We start from the raw sequence: 17671 nt of genomic DNA, 5'->3' as shown, positions 1-17671 counted from the left end.
CGCAGGCCGTGCAACCGGGGCGGCGAGCGATCAGATGGGATCGGGGCAATCATTCTGCATGGGCTGCGCGGAGAAGCGCTGCGCGATCCATCCAATCGCATCGTTGGCCGAGGCGATGGCCGTGGTTGCATGGCCGGTGTCTGGCAATGACACATAGCGCGCGACCGCACCGCGCTGACAACTACGCTCGAAGAAGCCGCGCGTCACCGGCGAGGTCACCAGTTTGTCGCCATCGGATTGGACGATCAGCAATGGTGGGCTGGCTGCGTCCAGTGCATTCAACGAATTGCGTGCCATCAACGCATCCCACGGCGCATGTCCGCTGAGGTCGAGATTGCCTAGCCGCAAACGCAGGCGCAGCACCCGTAGCAACGCGGCAGCCGAAAGGCGGTCACCTTCACAAGCACGGGTGGCACGTTCGATCACACCTTGTGTGGTGCGATCGGCAATGGTGGAGAGATCAGCGCCATACACCTTCGACCAGCTTTCGGCGGTGAAGGCGGTAAGCACCGCGCGCACGGTGACGTCGGCCTGCTTCATGTTCTCGGCCAGCTCGGTCGGCGGCGAAACCGCAGCGATGCCAAGGATCTGCAGTTCAGGCGCATAGGCCAGTGCGCGGCGCCCACTGAACAACGCGGCGTGGGCACCCTGCGAATGACCCCAGGCAACAAAGCGCTGCCCGGCATGTGCTTGGGCGAAGTTGCGCGCCGCACGAACTGAATCCAACACCGCAGCCGCCGCTGCATCGCCCACCAGATACGCGTGCGGGCCGCGTGTGCCGAGGCCAGGGTAGTCGGTCGCCACCACCACCCAGCCGCGCGCCAGCATGTCGGCCAAACCGGGAATCTGATCCAGTGTGCGGATGGGCGTGCAGGACGAATCAATGCCAACGGTGCCGTGCGCCCATGCCACCACCTCGCGCCCGCCCGGTGGCGCTGCGCCCTCCGGTACCACCAGCACGCCACTGGATTGCGTGCGGTCGCCGTCAACGTCGGTGGTTTCGTAACGGATGCGCCATGCGTTTGCGCCCGCCGGTGCATCGTTCATAGGTCTGGCGCTGAGTAGCTGCCCCGGTTCGGCCGCAGCGGGTAAAGAAGCCACGCCACACATCGCCACCCACAGCATCCACGCCAGTCCTCTAGGGAACGCCATTTCCATGCCACCTGCTCCGTCGAACGAAGGGCCGCCATCCCTGCTTGTCGCGTGTCGTGTGGACGACCGCCGGGACCAGCGGTACTGCTGTGAACGGGCTTCGCGCGGCCGGGTTGGGTGCCACGCTTCGGCCAAACGTGAGAGTGCTGACCCAACCGCGCTCCTCGCTCAATGGACACTCGCCGTTGGCGTCAATCCGTCGTGTTGCCGGACGGCTTGGCCGGCGCAATCATCGCCTGCCCCGCACGCAGCAACTGGATGAACTGCGCACGCTCGCCTTCGGGATCGTCACCACGTGCGCCGCGCGCCGTTGCCTCTATCTGCTCCCAACTCCAGCCGGGCATGCGTTCACCACCGCGCAGGGCGTCGGCAAAGCCGGCCACTGCCGAGGCAAAGCGCAACGACTCACTCGGCGTGGTCTGCAGGCTGCTGGCCAGAATCGGGCGGGTGATGAGCTCGCTGCTGTCCTTGTCCGGCAGCTTGTAGCGCAGACGCACCTCGGCCACTTCATCGCCATGCGCGGTATTGGCCGCAGGCTTGTCGCCGTAACGCAGCGCCGGCAGCTGCTCGGCACCACTGCCTACCGTCACGATTTCGTACAGGGCCGTGACTTCATGGCCGGGGCCGATATCGCCGGCATCCACTTTGTCGTTGGCGAAATCTTCGTTGTTGAGCACGCGGTTTTCATAACCGATCAAGCGGTACTCGGCGACACGCGACGGGTTGAACTCGACCTGGATTTTCACGTCACGGGCAATGGTGAACAAGGTGCTCCCCATCTCACGCACAAGCACGCGTCGCGCCTCGGACAGGCTATCGATATAGGCATGGTTGCCATCGCCGACATCTGCCAGCCGCTCGGCCATCGCGTCGCTGTAGTTGCCCGTACCAAAGCCCAGCGTGGTCAATGCCACGCCGCTCTTGCGCTGGTCGGCCACCAGCGTTTCCAGCGCCTGACGATTGGCGATGCCAACGTTGAAATCACCGTCGGTGGCCAGGATGACGCGGTTGGCGCCGCCTTCCACAAACGACTGCTTGGCCATGGCATAGGCGAGCTCGATGCCAGCACCACCATTGGTGCTTCCCCCGGCCTGCAACTGCTCCAGCGCGGCCAGTATCTTGCCGCGCTGATCGCCACGGGTGGGCTCAAGCACCAAGCCGGCCGAACCGGCATAAGCAACGATGGCCACCCGGTCCTGACTGCGCAGCTGCGGCACCAGCTGCGCGAACGCTCGCTTGAGCAGCGGCAGCTTGTCGTCCGAGTACATCGAGCCGGAGGTATCAATCAGGAACACCAGGTTCATCGGCGGCAGGCTTGCCTGGGCCTGCTCGTAACCCTTGATGCCGATCATCATCACCTGCTTGCGCTTGTCCCACGGCGCAACGGCCAGCTCGGTGTGCACGCGGAACGGCGTGGCCTTGTCGGCCGGCACCGCGTAGCTGTAGTCGAAATAGTTGATGAATTCCTCGGCTCGCACCGCATCGGCCGGTGGTCGCACGCCACTTTCCAGCATGCGCCGCACATTGCTGTAGCTGCCGGTGTCCACATCCACCGAAAAGGTGGAGACCGGCTGCTCGCTGGTGCGCTTGACCGGGTTGTCTGCCGGCCGTTCGTAGACCTCGGTATTGGCGGCAGGCACCTGCGTCGAGCCGCTGACGACCAGCGCTGGCGCGGCATAGTTGAAGTGCGCCGCCGGAGCCGGGGGCGAAGGAGGGGCCATGCGGTAGAACTGCTCAGGTGCCTCGGCGACCTTCTTGAAACAGCCTGGCAACATCACGACCGTGATCGCAACCAACACACCTGTGCACAACTTCATGGGCCAGCTCCTTGCCTCGGGTGGCCCGAGCATACCGGCATCGCGCGTGCCGTGGCTGCACCCCACCCTGTCAGATTGACAGGGTGGCCAACGATTCAGCCTGCAGATGCTCGTAGATGCCGAATTCGTCGCTGACGGTCGCCCCCAATGCCTGCTCGAATGCATCGCGGTTGGCGCGTGCGGCGTAAGCGCGCTGCTCGCCGCCACCGAGGTTGGACTGGAAGATACCTGCGGCACTGACCGGCAGGAAATCTTCGTAGATGATCGGATCGGCCGTTGCCAGCCCGCGTTCGATCAACACTTCCGCCGGCAGATCACGTTCCGTCGCAGGCAGGGCCTGGCCGGCGTCGGTCAACGCATAACGGTAATAGCCCAAGCCTTCGCGACGCAGCACGCCATGCTCGTCCGGGAAGCCGGAAAATGCCGCCTGCAGGCGCTGCATATAGTCGCCACCAGTGCTGCCAGCGCCGCCACTTTCGCGCGCCTGCGCCAGCAACGTGTCATACAGCGCGCGGCCCTTCGGCGTCAGCGCCAGGCCACGTTGTTCAATCTCGCCAAAACGTGCGGTGTGCGTCCCCGCTTCGTTGTCGTCGTCGGAGGGGAAATGCACCATCTCCTCCAGCGCCTTGAAGCTGGTCTGGCGCAGCAGGATCGGGCATTCGCGACGCGGCGGGCCTTCGATCACCGCCTTGGCAGCAAGGCCACGGGCATGCATCTGTGCCTGCGCGGCATCGATATCCAGCGTGCGTGGCGTGAGGTGGTTGATGTGCGGACCGCGGAAGCTGACCACGTCGGCCACCAGACGATGCGCGCCGTGCAGCGCGTGGTAAGTCTGCAGCGACACGGTGGCTTCGTTGTGCCAACGGAAGGTTTCCAGCGCCTCGACCACAAAGCGCCACGCATCGTCTTCACTCAGACCACCCTCGCGTTCGCACTGCGCGATGAGCTGCAGCACGCCGGGGGTGAAGATGTTGCGGCGGGACAGTATCTCCGCCGCCTGCGTACGCAGGACGTCGTCTTCAATCAACTCAAGACGCAGCAACGAGGTAAACACACGGAACGGGTTGCGGTTGAGCGCCTCGCCATCCACCGGACGGAACGCAGTGGAGTGCACCGGCACGCCCGCGACGGACAGGTCGTAATAACCGACCGGCTGCATGCCCATCACCGCAAACAAACGGCCCAGCGTCGCCAGCTCCTGCGCGGTGCCAACGCGGATGGCGCCGTGGCGCTCCACCTCCAGGCGGTCGCGCTCACCGCTGCGCTGCATCTGCGCGGCCAGCGCCGGCTGTGCGGCCAGCACATCGGTATTCACCTCCCCAACCAGCTCCATCAGCGTGCCGTACAGCGGCACTTCGGTGCGGTACATATGCGACATGGCCTGCGAGAACAGGCTGCGAATGTGGTCGGAAGAAACGAAACGGTCGGCGGTCATGATGAAGTGCGCTGGCGCTGGATCGAAGGAGCCGCCATTTTCGCCCGGAATGGCAGGCAACGCCTATCCGCCGGCTAACAATCCCGACCGATATCCGGCGTGAATTACCGAGAGTTTGGGTCAGCCGTGGCAGCCGGGACATATAAATGTGGATGAAATCCGGGCGACACCCAGGGCGGTGAACAAGAGCGCTGGGATTTCAGCCCAGCCGACGTCCGGCTTGACGCTCACCCTCTGCTTCAACTACTCAACGGGTTCACGCGTCTTCTCACCCAGCAGACGCACGTAGTCCGGCATCTCCGGCGTGGTATGGCGCAGGTGCATGTTGTGCAGGATCGCGTCGAAGCGCTTCTCGCTCTCCTCCATCGGCGGTGGCTGTTGCTGCAGTTGTGGATACGCCTGCTGCGACCAACTCTGAATCGTCATCGCCACAAACGGCATTGCCTGCACGCCCGCGATGCCCGGCATCCCCGAATACAGCTGGTAGGTGCGCAGATTCGGTTCACGCCAGCTCTTGCCCTTGCGCGTGATGGCGATACCGGTCTTGTCGAAGCTCAAACCGCCGGCAAGAATGCCGGTGGGCCGAACCACGTCGCGACGTATCACGTTGTCCGCCGGCATCGTCAACAGCACACCGGGATAGGCCAAAACACGGCGCCAGTTGGAAACCGGTGGAAAGGCCACGCCGCCGTCTGCCTCCGGTGCCGGCACGTACCCGGTATCGATGCTGTAAGCGATGTTCGGGCGGTCCACATAGCGGAACGAGGCATGTGCCTGATAGTCGCCCGTACCGTCATCGGCGAAGAACAAACCGGGGAAGCAAACACCGGGTTCATCCGGAATTTCACCGGGTGCACGTAGACGCATGCGTTTGATGTCGCTGCGGATCTGCGCCAAAACCATCTCGCGATGAGGGTCCCCTTCTTTGGATACCAAAAACCCCGAAAAGCTGATGATGTGCCCGCCCATCCGAGTGCGGATCATCAGATCTCCGGTGCCATTCTCGGTTGCCAGCTCATCCGGAAGACCGAAACTGTGGATGCGACGATTCTGGGCGATACGCAGCTCTTTGCGAGAGTTCTCAACTCTATCTTCATACCACCCAATGGTTAGCTCCGCGTCTCCTCGGGTCCGAGCCGCTTCGACCTCCGCCTCATTTCTCTTTATCGCTCTTGTCCATGCAGCGACATTGACACCGCGATCTGCAAACTGGTGTCGGTCTCGATGCATTTCCATGACCTCTTTGCCGTGTGCACCCTCTTCCATCATCAAAGGGCTGGTCTGATGCGTGCGTGCCACCGCACTGAAACGATTACTCATGGTTTGCAGTTGTTTTAGCAACGCTGCTGGCTGCACGACTTCGCCGGCAGGGGCTGGCTGCTGGCGGCCATAAGCGGTGAGCCACCCACCGGCAGTCGCGCGTATCGCGCCCCATGCGTCGCTGCGCAGTTCAAAGCCGGTGCCGCGCAGACTGCCAAGGAAGTTGTCCGTCTGGTGCCGCAGATGGCCGAGCGTCAATTGCGAGGTCTGCTGGCTGCTAGCCAACTGCACGCGCAACTGTTGATCGGAGTCATCAAACATCACGTGATTGCTGCCTTGCCCGCCGTTCCATTCCTGTGAGCGGATGCCCCATACGGCGCCCTCATGTCGATGCGCGTCCTCACCGCCGCCCGCTGCATGCCAGGCAGGGGCATGGCCACCACTCAGATTGGCCTGCGCACTGGTGCGCTGGTCGGTCGCGCGCGCGTATCCGCTGCGATCCGAAGTCCCTTCGGCACCGCCGGGGGTCGGCGCAACACCGCCTTCGCCACGACCGTTGTATAGCGCGCCAAGCACGATGGGCAGGTCAATGTCTCCATGCAGAAATCCGACAATCACTTCCTGGCCGACACGCGGTAGGAACTGGCTTCCCACGCCGTGGCCCGCATAACGTTGCGCGACGCGCAGCCAGGTGCTGTGTCCCTCCCCGTTTTGAAAGTGGAATCGAACCCGTATCCGTCCCAAAGCATCCGCATGCACATCCTGCCCGCTTCCGTCATGCGCAGCGACAACCAGTGCGGTCTGATAACCCGGTGCGGTCGGGCGCGGATTCAGGCGTGCGCCGGTTTCATCCTCCAGCACCGGGCGCCACGGCAAGCTGCGCTCAGTCGCCTTGAAGGCATTGCCGTAACCTGTTTTCTCGGCCTGTTCCCAGCACGCCAGACTGGCCCCAAGCATACTCATCACGCCCTGTGCTTCACCCAGTTCGCTCCGCACATCTGTTGGAATATTGTTGATGCCGGTGTGCTCGACCTCCACCAACAGCAACTCGGGTGGCTGCACGAACGGCGCCTTCTGCACGCTCAACCACGTACCCGATTGGAGGCCACGCACGCTTCCCTGTCCGTTCCAGGTACGGCGGTGAACTTCGCGTGCTTGTGCTTGGATACGCGCGTAGTGATAGCCCTCGCGACTATCGGAGAATGCATGGGCGCCTACCGCGTCATAGCTCTCCCGCTGCGACAACTCACCGCCGCCATCCATTGGAAGCTGAAGCCCGACGATGCTTGCCTGCCGATAGTCGTCACTCAGCAACGTTACCCGCGTGCTGCTCAGTTCATGCCGACGGCCCAGTGCCTGGATGCCATCGCTGGACTCGATGGAATCGTTGCGATGGAAGCGAATGCCCACCGAAGCGCTGGCATCGTCCTCCGGAAGAACGATGCTATCGGCAAAAATTTCCATGCCGTTTCCACATCGGGCTTGGTCATCGGCATACAGGCGCCACGCCAATCCCTCTTCGGCCAAGATACGCTGCATGAACGAAAGATCACTTTCGCGGTACTGCACGCAGTAGCTGCGTGAGCGGGTACCGAGGAAGGCATCACATCCCTCGGCCCATCGCCAGCGTGCCAACTCGCCATGTTCAGCCAGCACGGAATCCACTATCTGGCGGACAGTCTTTTCCTGAAACACACGGCTGTTGCGTGCGTGCTGCAACCACCACGTCCACGATGCCAGCAACAAGCGATAGCGCACCAGGCCACCATCACTGCACAACCTGCGGGCTTCGTGAATCAGGCCGCTGCGTCGCCACCAAATTCCCTCTGCAGTACGGGTCAGCAAGGAAACCTGAGTTCCGAGCAGATCATCCAGAACCAACCCCTGCTCCATGGAGAGCACATCCACTTCCGTGGTCGTGTGCGCGCTCAGCGCATCACGCCCCCACCATCGATCCACCACGCAGGCACCGACTCCTTCGGACTGCAAGCGGTATAGACGCTGACCGTCACTCAACACAGAAACCTGTGCCATCAGGTTGTTCAACTGATCCATGGCAGTCCCATCCTTGGGGACAACCCACCAGATCGGCGGGCCCTTCTAAGAATTAAGCGTGCGAATTTATCACGCTATATTACGCTTAATCACAATTGATCTCAAAATTTCGTCTGATTACTGCCCGATGTCCGTGCACAGTCATTGGACTGGGATTCCCCTAGTGCCACATTCCAGCCTGGGTTTTTCCCATCCGCTCCAGCAATCGCCGAACGCTGACACCGCCGCAGGAGGCAACAGCCTTAAGCAGATAGACCCTTCGTAATTTCCCAACGGCCGTCATCTGATATTGCATCGAACACGGTCTACAGATGACTGAGCAGTTCGCTCAGCCAGCTCTTGTAGCCACAACCCTCCACGCACTCCGAATGTCTCGGTCACGCGTGGCAGGAGTCATGCGTCATGACAAATTGGGTCGCCCAAAGCGTGGGGCAGGCGCGCTTAGCCGGGCTAGGCTTTCGCCTCGAGCACGCTGAGAGCCGTGTTCGCGCTTACATCATTTCGACGAGAACGTAGGCGCGCAGTGCACGTTGAGCATGCGCGACAACATCACGGTATTGAGACAATTCTCAATTCGCCTTTCTCGCCGCCGCATCGCGCTGTGTACGGTCGCCCAGCTGGCGCTTGAGCAAGGTATCCAGGGTGATCGGGCGGTCCCAATGGTCGTAGCTTGCGACGATGGCGTGGCGCAACGCGCGCCAGTGCAGGTTTTCTGGCGGCGGTTGCAGGCTGTCCAGCACGGCTTTCCAGCCCCTATCCGGCATGTTGCTGCGGGCACGTACCAGCGTGCGGCAGGAACTGTCAGTCACATGTGCCCAGAAACAGGCGAAGTAGACATCTGCCGGCTTCCAGCCATGGTTGCGCAGCAGCGCTTCCACGTATGCCGGCCGGGCACCGGCATAACGCGACAACTCATCGATGAAGGCCTCGGGATAACGCGCGGCATAGGCGTTGATGTCGGCCAGTTGCCGATCAACCCAGGCGTCACCCGTGCCTGCTGCGTACTCGGGAATGGCGGGCACAGTGGCCGTCGGCTGTTGCGCCTGTGCAGCCAACGGCACAGCGGCCAGCACGCCCAGCACCAATGCGCAACGGGCAGGCCACTGCCACATGCAACGCTGGGCGCGGGGCGCCGCCACCCTCAGTTGCCCGCCGCCTGTGCGGCAATGGCGCGTACCGCATCCGGCCACTGGTGCGCCGTGTCGGCATGGTGCAGGCGTGGGGCGTCGTCAGACACCCCATGCTCGGCTTCATGCGCCCAGGTGACTGCATACGGCGTATACACGCCCCAGCCACCCAGGCCCAACACCGGTTCGATATCCGAGCGCAGCGAGTTGCCGACCATCACGAAACGCTCCGCCGGCAACTTGAACTCGGCCAGCACGCGCGCGTAGGTGGACAGATCCTTCTCGGAAACAATTTCGATGCGCGGGAACAGATCACGCAGGCCGGAACGCTCGATCTTCTGCTCCTGGTGGAACAGATCGCCCTTGGTGATGAGCACCACCGGGTAGTCGGCTGCGATGGCGGCTACCGCCTCACGCACGCCGTCGATCACTTCCACCGGATGCTGCAGGGTGCGACGACCGATCTCGATGATCTGGTGCAGATCGTGAGCGGAAATCTTTTCGTCGGTCAGCTCGATGGCGGCTTCCAGCATCGACAGGGTCATGCCCTTGGCGCCGTAGCCGAAGATCTCCAGATTGCGGCGTTCGACCTTGAGCAGGTGCTGTGCGGTCTGCGCGTCGTGCAGGTCAATGTAGTGACCGAGGATGGCCTCGAATTCCTGCTCGGCCAGACGGTAGTAGTCCTCGCTCTTCCAGAGCGTGTCATCGCCATCAAAGCCGACCAGGCCGATGGCGGAAAGGGATGTGTTCGGGTTCATGCCGCACAGGATAACGCGTGGCTGCGCGGCGGTGTTTTTGATGCTTGAAGCTCAAGCCTCAAGAGCTGCCCCTCACCCCTCTCCCGCGTGCGGGAGAGGGGTTTGCAGCGGAACAACAGACTTGCTTACTTCTGCTGCTTCGCCGCGTAGGTGCGGTACTCCTCCTGAGTCAACTTGCCGTCCTTGTCGGCGTCGGCGTCATCAAACACCTGGGCAAGACCGGCATTGGCCTGCGATTCGGCCTTGCTGATGCTGCCGTCGCCATCAGTGTCGACACTGGCCCACGTCTGCCCGCCACTATCACTATTGGCGGCCGCTGCGCCCTGGGCCTGACCGGCGGCTTGTTCCTGCTGCGCCTGGGTTGCAGCCTGATCCTGCGCGTCCTGGGCCATGGCCGGCAGTGCCAGCGCGGAACCTACAAGGGCAACCAGAGCGAACAACGGGGTGCGATTACGAAGGGTCATCAGGTGTACCTCGTCTTTTTTTGGGAAACGCACGGAAACTCCGCACGCCCCTACCGTGACAAGCTGCAACTGAATCGTCCTGCCCCTGCAAATCGCCTCAAAACATCGTGTTAACCACCACACCGGCGGATGCGGTTACCGCCGTGGTTAGACAACCGTGAAGCAGATGTAACACGGTGATTCGAGTGTTCCATTCATCACACTTAAGCCGGCAGCAAACGGCGTTTAAGGCGCATCGGTGGTGTCACGCAAAGATTGCCGCGAACTGAACAACCACCAGCCAAGACCCACGCCTACGGTGGCGCCAATCAGTTCCAGCACCACGCGAGTGCCCAGTTGGTCCGGGTCGTGGATGCTGGCCAACGCCAATTTGACGTATAGCGGCGACTCCAGACCCATCATCCCGAGGTAAAACAGATTCCAGCTGTCCACACCCGCCGCGATGGCGATCGCCAGCAGGCAGGCCCAGGCAATGGCGTGCCCATCCGACAGACCGGTGCGCTTGCACACCTGCCACCACAGCGCGAACACCACAAAACCGATCGCCAGGGCAATCAATGCCGCTTCCAGGGAGCCCAGCAGGCCGTAGTGCAAAACCAGATTCATGCGCGCGGTGGGATCAGGGCAAGGACGCGCAGTCTACCTGCCCCGCCCCTGCTCAACGCACCGGGAAGTCGTAGGCGGTGTCAGGCGTGGGCTCGGGCTTGAAGGTGAAGTGCCACCATTCCATCGGGTAGTTGGCAAAGCCCTCGGCGCCCATTGCATCCAACAGCACCCGGCGATTGTGCTTCTGCTCGGGCGTGATGTCCGGGCTGGCGGTATGCGCCAATGGATCGAAGCGGTCAAAGCCGGTGCCCATGTCCAGCGGCTGGCAATCGCCCTGGCGACACTGCAGCAGCCCCAGATCGAGAGTTGCACCACGGCTGTGGCCCGAGGTCTCGGCGATGTAACCGTCGAGCAGGCGGGTCTTGTCCACATTGGGGTAGTAGCGCGCTTTGGCCTGCTGATCGCTCAGGTCATGTGCCCAGGCCACGAACGACCTCACCGAATGCGCCGGCCGATAGCAGTCGAACAGCTGCAGCGTATAGCCCTGCGCGCGCAAGGCGTTCTGCACACGCGCCAGTGCCTGCGCCACCGGCTGCAGCAGGTAGCAGCGTGGTGCTTCGTAGCCTGGCACCACGCGCCCGGTGAAGTTGTCCGTGGTGGCGTAGCGCATGTCCAACGCAAAGCCCGACGCCAGGGTGGTGACATCCACCATGTTGGCGTCAGCGGGTGTGGTGGCCGGTGATATCTCCACCGCCATCGCGTTGCCGGCAGCGGCCGCCAGTGCCGCTGCGATCAACGTGCTACGGGCAATCGCCGATGCGCTGGAATTCCAGATCCTGATAGTCATAGCTGAAGTCGATCTCCGGGTCGATGGCGCGCATGCGCAGGACAGGGTGCTTGGCATCACCGGAAAATTCCAGCCATGCCTCGGCGTCTTCGCCTTGCGTTTCCCAGGCGACAAACCAGCGCTCCCCGCTGTGCATCACCTGTCCGCGCATCTGCGGTGATTTGATTGAGGCGAATCGCAATGTGCCCTCGTGCGGGCAGAGTTGCACGTCACCAAACCATGCGTCGCGCCATATGCCGTTATGGCGGCTGGAAGCGTCGCGTTTCAGCGGCTGGCGATCTGGCATCGCCGGGCGCACATGGCCAGCGGAACGGCGCTGTGCGGCGTCGTGATCAATGCGTTGCGCGTAATACAGCACGTCGTGATGTGCGGCCGGGGCGGTGTATCGCTTGAGCATGGCCTGCATCAGCGCAGTTCGAGCGTCCTCGGCCTCGCCGTTGATCAGGATCACCACGCCGTTCTTGCTATCGGGCAACAACGCCAGCGACGAATACATGCCCGACAGCGTGCCGGTGTGCGCCACCTTCCATTGCCCATCCATGTCGGACAGACGCCAGCCATAGCCATAAGCGAGGAAGTGGGTGTTGTCCCACTCACGCAGGCGCTGGCTGATCGGCATCGGCATATGTGCCGTCCACAGCGCACGACGTTGCGTTGCGTCGAGCCAGCCCGGTGTCTGCGCGGGGTCCAGCAGCACCTGCATCCAGCGCAGCATGTCGTTGAGACTGCAGCGAATGCCGCCAGCGGCCATCGACGGGAAGTCGTCCACACGCGCGGGATCCGCCGCAGCGGCGATGTTCTTCTTGCCGTCGCGATAATGCGGACGGGCAACATTGTCCACTTCAGACGGCGACCATTCGCCCACCTGACAACGCTGCATGCCCAGCGGCGCGAAGATTTCCTGTCGCACCAGCACCGAGTACGGTTTGCCTGCTGCGGCCGCCGCCACTTCGCCGGCCACCACGTACAGCAGGTTGTCGTACGCATAGTCAGCGCGAAAGCCCCCGGTCGGCTTCAGATGCGCCAGCCCGGCGATGATGTCGTTGCGGTCAAAGTGGTTCGGCTCGGGCCACAGCATCAGATCACCTGCGCCCAGTCCCAGCCCACTGTTGTGGATCAACAGGTCGCGCACCTGCATGTTGCGCGTCACCCACGGGTCGTACATGCGGAACTGCGGCAGGTGCTTCGTCACCGGGTCATCCCAGCGCAGCGTGCCGGCCTGCACCAGCCGCGCAAGCACCGCAGCGGTCATCGCCTTGGTGTTGGAGGCGATCTTGAACAAGGTGTCGTCATTGATCGCCGCCCCCTCACCCACCGCCAACTCACCGCGGGTGATGCGACGGACGACTTTGCCATTCTCGATCACGCCCACCGCGATACCCGGCAGCTGATAACGCTGCACCGCCTGGTCGACCAGCGTGTCCATCCGCGCGTTGTCCGCGTCGGCGGCGAGCACCGGGCCGCTCAGGAATGCTGCGGTGATGACCAGCAGAAATTTCAGTCGCATCGTCATGCCTCTCCACAAAAACGAACGGCCCGCCGAAGCGGGCCGTTCTCACACGCTACATCAGAAGTTCCAGGTCACGACAAGGTTCGTGTAACGCGGAGCCTGCCAGTTTGTGCCTTCGCTGAAGTAAGGCATCTTCGTACCCGGCGTGCTCTCGTAACGGGAGTGCACGTTGACCACCGTCTGCCGGTTGAGCAGGTTGTAGACCGACAGGCGTGCCTTCAGATCGATGCCCTCCACCGGCAAGGTCCACATCACGCTGGCACCGAGATCAATTACCCACGGCATGCGACCGAAGGCACCGCGCTCGGAGTACTCCAGCTCACGGGTCGCCCAGGTCGAGCAGTTGGCTTTGCACAGCCAGCCCGAACCACCGCCACTGTATTCACCCGGGCCACCGGCATTGCGGTTGTCATCCGGCCACACCACGCCAAACGCGGTGATCGGGCCACCCGAGCGGGCCGACAACGTGCTGCCGAAGGACCACTGCTCATTCAACTTGAATGCACCACGCAGTTTGAACTGGTGGCGGGCGTCATTGAAGGTCACACCAAAGCGCTCGTTGACCGCCGGGTGATCGTAGTACTGCACCAGGTTGGTGTCGTTGTAGCCGGTGTCCGAATTGACCGGCCCTTCGATGTTGCCTTCGCTCTTGGACAGCAGGTAGCTGGCATTGAACGACCACTTGTCATTCCAGCTGCGATCGATCTGGAACTCGAGGGCCTTGTAGGTACGCTTGGGCCGCTTGTAGCCCATGATGTTGCCGCTGCCCAGGGCCTTGTAGCCGTCCTTGGACGAGTCCAGGCTCACCCAGCTGTTGGTATCCGGACACCACAGCTTGTTGGTTTCACCCGGGTTGATGATCGGCCAGTCACCCGAATACCAGTCGCAGCCTTCGACGTGATTGATGCGCGCATCTTCCACCGCACGCGTCATACGGCGGTAAGTAGCATTGACGCCGTACGACCATTCCTCGTTGAGCGCCTGCTGGAAGCCAAGGATGTACTCGTCCTGGAACACCTGCTTCAGGTCACGTGCCACTGCCGTGCGCACATCCGTCGGTGCCGGGGCATTGCCTTCGGTATTGACCGGGCCGATCTGCTGGCCCAGCACCGGAACAACGTAGGTATTCCCGTTTGAGCTCTGCTTCTGTGCCCAGCCATCGAGCGCATAGTAGGTGTGCTCATCGGTGGTACCGCCGCCGAAATAGTCAGTGAGCTTGTTGGTCAGCGGGGTGTAGTAACGGCCGGCGTTACCGAACACCTTCATCGAGCCATCACCCTTCACGTCCCAGCTGAAGCCCAGGCGCGGCGAGATCATGTCGTTGAACTTGGACTTGGCAAAGGTGGCGCCCGAGGCCAGCTTGTTGTGGAACTGGTCGAAACGCACGCCGAGATTCAGCAACAGATTCGGGGTGACGTTCCAGTTGTCTTCCAGATAGAACGCCTGCGCCTTGGTGCTGACCGGCGCACCGGTGACCTTGTAGCGTGCGTCGACGATGTTGGTGACACCTGGAGGCAACGCCACGCCGTTGACGGAACTGCCGGCGTCTACGGAGAGCACCTGATAGGTGGATCCATCGCCCGGGTAAACCGTCGAGCTGACTGAATCCATCACCTCCTGGTCCAGACCGAAACGAACCAGGTGGTCACCCAATGTCCATTCAAAGTCCAGGCGCGCCGCTTCACGCTTGTCTTGACGGTTGCTGATGGCTTCGTTGGTCGGGTGGCAACCCACGCCTTCCTGTTCGCCATATATCTTGGTGTAGCTGGACGCCACCGTGATGATGCTGCAGTCGCCATCCGACGGGCTGTCGCTCACTGCACTACGCTTGTTGACGCCATACATCGCCTTGGCGACGAAGTTGTCGGTGAGGTGGCCGGTATACGTCAACGACCAGTTGTCACCACCGGAAGATCCGCTGCTCTGGCCACTGGAGTCACCGAACGTGTTGCTGTCCCAGTCGTAATCGTCGTAACTACTGGTCACCGAGTCCGTCTTGTCGGAGAACGCAAGCAACTCCAGCAGGTGGTTGTCGTTGATGCGCCAGTCGAGCTTGGTGCCCCAGAAATCGTTGTTGCTCTTGGTCTTCCACGCTTCGGAGTTATCGACGTCCTGCGACTTGCTGTCGCGGTTTTCGTACATCGCGAAGAAGAACAGCTTGTCCTGCATGATCGGGCCGGACGCCCACACGTTGGTCTTGGTCAGCGGGGCGCGGTCGCGGCTGGTGCGATTGCGCTCGTCAATGGTGCCATCGCGGTGGAAATGATCCTTCCGATCCGACGCCCATGCCGACGGCTCCATGGTGACTTGCACGCCGCCCTTGAACTCATTGCCGCCCGAACGGGTGATGGCGTTGATGACGCCACCGGTGCTGCGGCCGAACTCGGCCGAGTAGCCACCGGTCTTGATCTGGAACTCTTCATAGAAATTGAAGGGAACCTCGGAGAAACCCTGACGGCGGTACGGATCGGTGACATTCAGGCCGTTGATGTAGGCCACGTTCTCGGCCACGGAAGAACCACCGAAGCTCAAGCCACCAAAGCTCGAGCCGGAGTCCACCACGCCCGGTGCCAGCAATGCAACGGCAGCCACGCTCTGATCAACCGGCATGCGCGAGAGTTCTTCGCGCTTGATGTTGAATGAGGATTCGGTCGAGTAGACATCGACCCGGTTGACGATTTTGGAGCCGACCACCTGCACCGAATCCAGTGTGACCGCGCCACTGCCGCCGCCGCCGAGGTTTACCGTGGTGGTGCCGCCCAGCGATACATTTACCGCCACCGGTTCCTTATCGACTTCACCGCCACGCTTCACCTGAAGGCTGTAATCACCCACTGGCAGCTGACTCAAACGGTAAGAACCGTCGCTGCCGACGGTGATGCTGCGGGTCAAACCCGTCGCCTTGTTGACGATGGTGATCTGGTCACCGGAGCTGGCGCGGCCCGCAATGGCACCGCTCGCGCTCTGTGCCATGACGCTCGGCGCCATGACGCCCAGACAGGCACCCAGTGCGACGGTCAGTGCCGCCCTTTTCAACATTTTCGTGTTCATCCCCTGCTCTCTCCTGCAGATGTTGATCGGTATGTAAGACAACGGTTACGACGTTCTATTGCTTGGACTCCGGCGCGAGGACCTGCGTCTGGAAGTCGTATTGCCATTGGTTGAAGTAGAGATTCCCCCCGGACCACTCCACTTCACCGCGCTGCAGATCGACGGTCTCCGAACGGAAGTGCTGCTTTGCAGGCACAAACGCGCGCGAGTAATCGTCATTGAATGCAATTCGATAAGCATCCAGCCCACCGAAATAGAAATCACGCTCGGCCGGCTCCGGGCTGGCCAGCGCCCCTGTGCTCACGTCCATGGGCACCCAGCCGTAGGGCGCCAGGTACATCGCGCCCCAGTCATGCAGGTTGTTGTAACCCACCTCGTTGTCGGAATAGACCATGCCCGACTGCCAACGCGCCGGGATTCCATTCATGCGCAACAGCGAGATCAGCAGCAGCGTCTGCTGGCCACAGTCCGCGTGGCCAGCGTGCAGCGCGTAGTCGGAGATGTTGCTGATGGTGGAATATTCGCGCGCGCCGCCCCATGGAATGGCGTCGACTGCAGCAAACAGCTTCTTCGCAACGCGATAAGGGTTGGTCTCATTGCCGACGGCCTTGCGCGAAAACTCACGCATGGCTGGGGTGAACACCACGTGCGGTGCACGTGCGGCCAGATACGGTGCCAATGCCGGATCAGAGGGCGTCGGCAAGACCTTGTCTGGGTCAATGATGAAGCGGCGTGCGGAGATGGTGAGTTCGTAGCTGACCGAGAACTCGGTCGGCGTGCCGGCAACGGCCTTGCGCTCCAGGTAGGCGGTGCGCTGCATCGTGTCTTCCGGTGCAATCTGCGCGCCTTCCGGCATGCTGCCCAGCCATTGGATGTTCTCCTGCTGGCCCGGGATCGAACGCGGGTACGGAATCCATGCGCGCACGGTTTCACCGGCAGGCACCGCGTCGGCATCCACCGTGATGGACTGGGTGACGCGGATGCGATTGGGAGTGATGCTGGTCTGCCCGCTCTGCTCGGATGCCTTGATGACCGCGGCGTGGTGCGGCCCCAACCGTTCATACGGGCCGGGACGGGACGATTGTTTGTCCGGTGCGCGACGCGCAGACGCTTGCGGGCTGAACAGGAACAGGTTGTTCGGCGCGCGCTTGAACCAGCGGCGCTGCCCGTCGATGTCCAGGTGTTCGATCAGGCCGGCGTCGTCCCAGGCCTTGAACTCTTCATCACGCAGATCAGGAATCGACTTGCGCACGGCGGCCTTGGCCTGCGCTTCGTCCAGCGTGAAATCCAGACGCATGCGTCGCATCCGTTCCTGCTGGAAGGCGTAGGCATCGCGTGCCTGTGCATCCGTACCCGGTGCTGCCAAGGCCTTGTCGATTTCAGCCTGCGCTCCGGCAAAGTCACCGCGGTCAACGCGGGCCTCCAGTTCCGGGAGCGGCGTGGATGGCGCCTCGCCAGCCTGCACCGTCCACATCATCGCCATGCAAAGGACGGAAACCACCGCCTTACGGGCGAACGGGACTCGGGCAAAGCATGCAGAATCGGCGGTTGAAGCCACAACGACACATCCAGAAGGAGCGGGGTGGTAACCGCTGTGTAACACGCACCCGGTAGCGGGTCAATAATTTATTCTTGCTTTCGTCGGCGAA

The 17671-nt window shown here is 62.2% G+C and carries 12 protein-coding genes; all 12 read right to left on the bottom strand.

The genetic code is table 11. The features are described from left to right. Window positions 1-30: 30 nt before the first annotated feature. Window positions 31-1158 (bottom strand): alpha/beta fold hydrolase, encoded by a 1128-nt coding sequence (locus PAN08_RS16975; protein WP_269792703.1) that lies wholly within the window; start codon window positions 1156-1158, stop codon window positions 31-33. A gap of 185 nt (window positions 1159-1343) precedes the next feature. Beyond that, window positions 1344-2969, bottom strand: a complete 1626-nt coding sequence (locus PAN08_RS16970; protein WP_269792702.1) for a VWA domain-containing protein — start codon at window positions 2967-2969, stop codon at window positions 1344-1346. A gap of 70 nt (window positions 2970-3039) precedes the next feature. Then, window positions 3040-4404 (bottom strand): VOC family protein, encoded by a 1365-nt coding sequence (locus PAN08_RS16965; RefSeq protein WP_269792701.1) that lies wholly within the window; start codon window positions 4402-4404, stop codon window positions 3040-3042. Between the two features lie 243 nt (window positions 4405-4647). Then, complete coding sequence (tssI, locus tag PAN08_RS16960) at window positions 4648-7719, bottom strand: type VI secretion system tip protein TssI/VgrG (RefSeq protein ID WP_269792700.1); 3072 nt, start codon at window positions 7717-7719, stop codon at window positions 4648-4650. 569 nt (window positions 7720-8288) lie between these two features. After that, complete coding sequence (locus tag PAN08_RS16955; RefSeq protein WP_269792699.1) at window positions 8289-8831, bottom strand: hypothetical protein; 543 nt, start codon at window positions 8829-8831, stop codon at window positions 8289-8291. Between the two features lie 29 nt (window positions 8832-8860). Beyond that, window positions 8861-9604 carry an HAD family hydrolase gene (locus PAN08_RS16950; protein WP_269792698.1) on the bottom strand — a complete coding sequence of 248 codons (744 nt, stop codon included), beginning with the start codon at window positions 9602-9604 and terminating at the stop codon, window positions 8861-8863. Between the two features lie 125 nt (window positions 9605-9729). Beyond that, window positions 9730-10068 (bottom strand): EF-hand domain-containing protein, encoded by a 339-nt coding sequence (locus PAN08_RS16945; RefSeq protein ID WP_269792697.1) that lies wholly within the window; start codon window positions 10066-10068, stop codon window positions 9730-9732. Window positions 10069-10293: 225 nt separating this feature from the next. Then, complete coding sequence (locus PAN08_RS16940) at window positions 10294-10674, bottom strand: hypothetical protein (RefSeq protein WP_269792696.1); 381 nt, start codon at window positions 10672-10674, stop codon at window positions 10294-10296. Between the two features lie 52 nt (window positions 10675-10726). Continuing rightward, the gene (locus PAN08_RS16935; protein WP_269792832.1) at window positions 10727-11371 is read right to left on the bottom strand and encodes a M15 family metallopeptidase; all 645 of its coding nucleotides are present in this window, start codon (window positions 11369-11371) and stop codon (window positions 10727-10729) included. Between the two features lie 43 nt (window positions 11372-11414). Further along, the gene (locus PAN08_RS16930) at window positions 11415-12974 is read right to left on the bottom strand and encodes a serine hydrolase domain-containing protein (RefSeq protein WP_269792695.1); all 1560 of its coding nucleotides are present in this window, start codon (window positions 12972-12974) and stop codon (window positions 11415-11417) included. A gap of 54 nt (window positions 12975-13028) precedes the next feature. Continuing rightward, window positions 13029-16022 carry a TonB-dependent receptor gene (locus PAN08_RS16925; protein WP_269792694.1) on the bottom strand — a complete coding sequence of 998 codons (2994 nt, stop codon included), beginning with the start codon at window positions 16020-16022 and terminating at the stop codon, window positions 13029-13031. A gap of 55 nt (window positions 16023-16077) precedes the next feature. After that, the gene (locus tag PAN08_RS16920) at window positions 16078-17496 is read right to left on the bottom strand and encodes a transglutaminase-like domain-containing protein (RefSeq protein WP_269792831.1); all 1419 of its coding nucleotides are present in this window, start codon (window positions 17494-17496) and stop codon (window positions 16078-16080) included. Window positions 17497-17671: the final 175 nt, after the last annotated feature.

It is taken from the genome of Stenotrophomonas sp. Iso1 (assembly GCF_027497995.1).
In the GTDB taxonomy this organism is placed as follows: domain Bacteria; phylum Pseudomonadota; class Gammaproteobacteria; order Xanthomonadales; family Xanthomonadaceae; genus Stenotrophomonas.
This window is presented reverse-complemented; position numbering and strand designations above follow the sequence as displayed.

Coding starts and splice junctions, on each gene's coding strand:
- PAN08_RS16975 (WP_269792703.1), bottom strand. CDS start 1,158: ATGGAAATGGCGTTCCCTAGAGGACTGGCGTGGATGCTGTGGGTGGCG.
- PAN08_RS16970 (WP_269792702.1), bottom strand. CDS start 2,969: ATGAAGTTGTGCACAGGTGTGTTGGTTGCGATCACGGTCGTGATGTTG.
- PAN08_RS16965 (WP_269792701.1), bottom strand. CDS start 4,404: ATGACCGCCGACCGTTTCGTTTCTTCCGACCACATTCGCAGCCTGTTC.
- tssI (WP_269792700.1), bottom strand. CDS start 7,719: ATGGATCAGTTGAACAACCTGATGGCACAGGTTTCTGTGTTGAGTGAC.
- PAN08_RS16955 (WP_269792699.1), bottom strand. CDS start 8,831: ATGTGGCAGTGGCCTGCCCGTTGCGCATTGGTGCTGGGCGTGCTGGCC.
- PAN08_RS16950 (WP_269792698.1), bottom strand. CDS start 9,604: ATGAACCCGAACACATCCCTTTCCGCCATCGGCCTGGTCGGCTTTGAT.
- PAN08_RS16945 (WP_269792697.1), bottom strand. CDS start 10,068: ATGACCCTTCGTAATCGCACCCCGTTGTTCGCTCTGGTTGCCCTTGTA.
- PAN08_RS16940 (WP_269792696.1), bottom strand. CDS start 10,674: ATGAATCTGGTTTTGCACTACGGCCTGCTGGGCTCCCTGGAAGCGGCA.
- PAN08_RS16935 (WP_269792832.1), bottom strand. CDS start 11,371: ATGGCGGTGGAGATATCACCGGCCACCACACCCGCTGACGCCAACATG.
- PAN08_RS16930 (WP_269792695.1), bottom strand. CDS start 12,974: ATGACGATGCGACTGAAATTTCTGCTGGTCATCACCGCAGCATTCCTG.
- PAN08_RS16925 (WP_269792694.1), bottom strand. CDS start 16,022: ATGAACACGAAAATGTTGAAAAGGGCGGCACTGACCGTCGCACTGGGT.
- PAN08_RS16920 (WP_269792831.1), bottom strand. CDS start 17,496: ATGTGGACGGTGCAGGCTGGCGAGGCGCCATCCACGCCGCTCCCGGAA.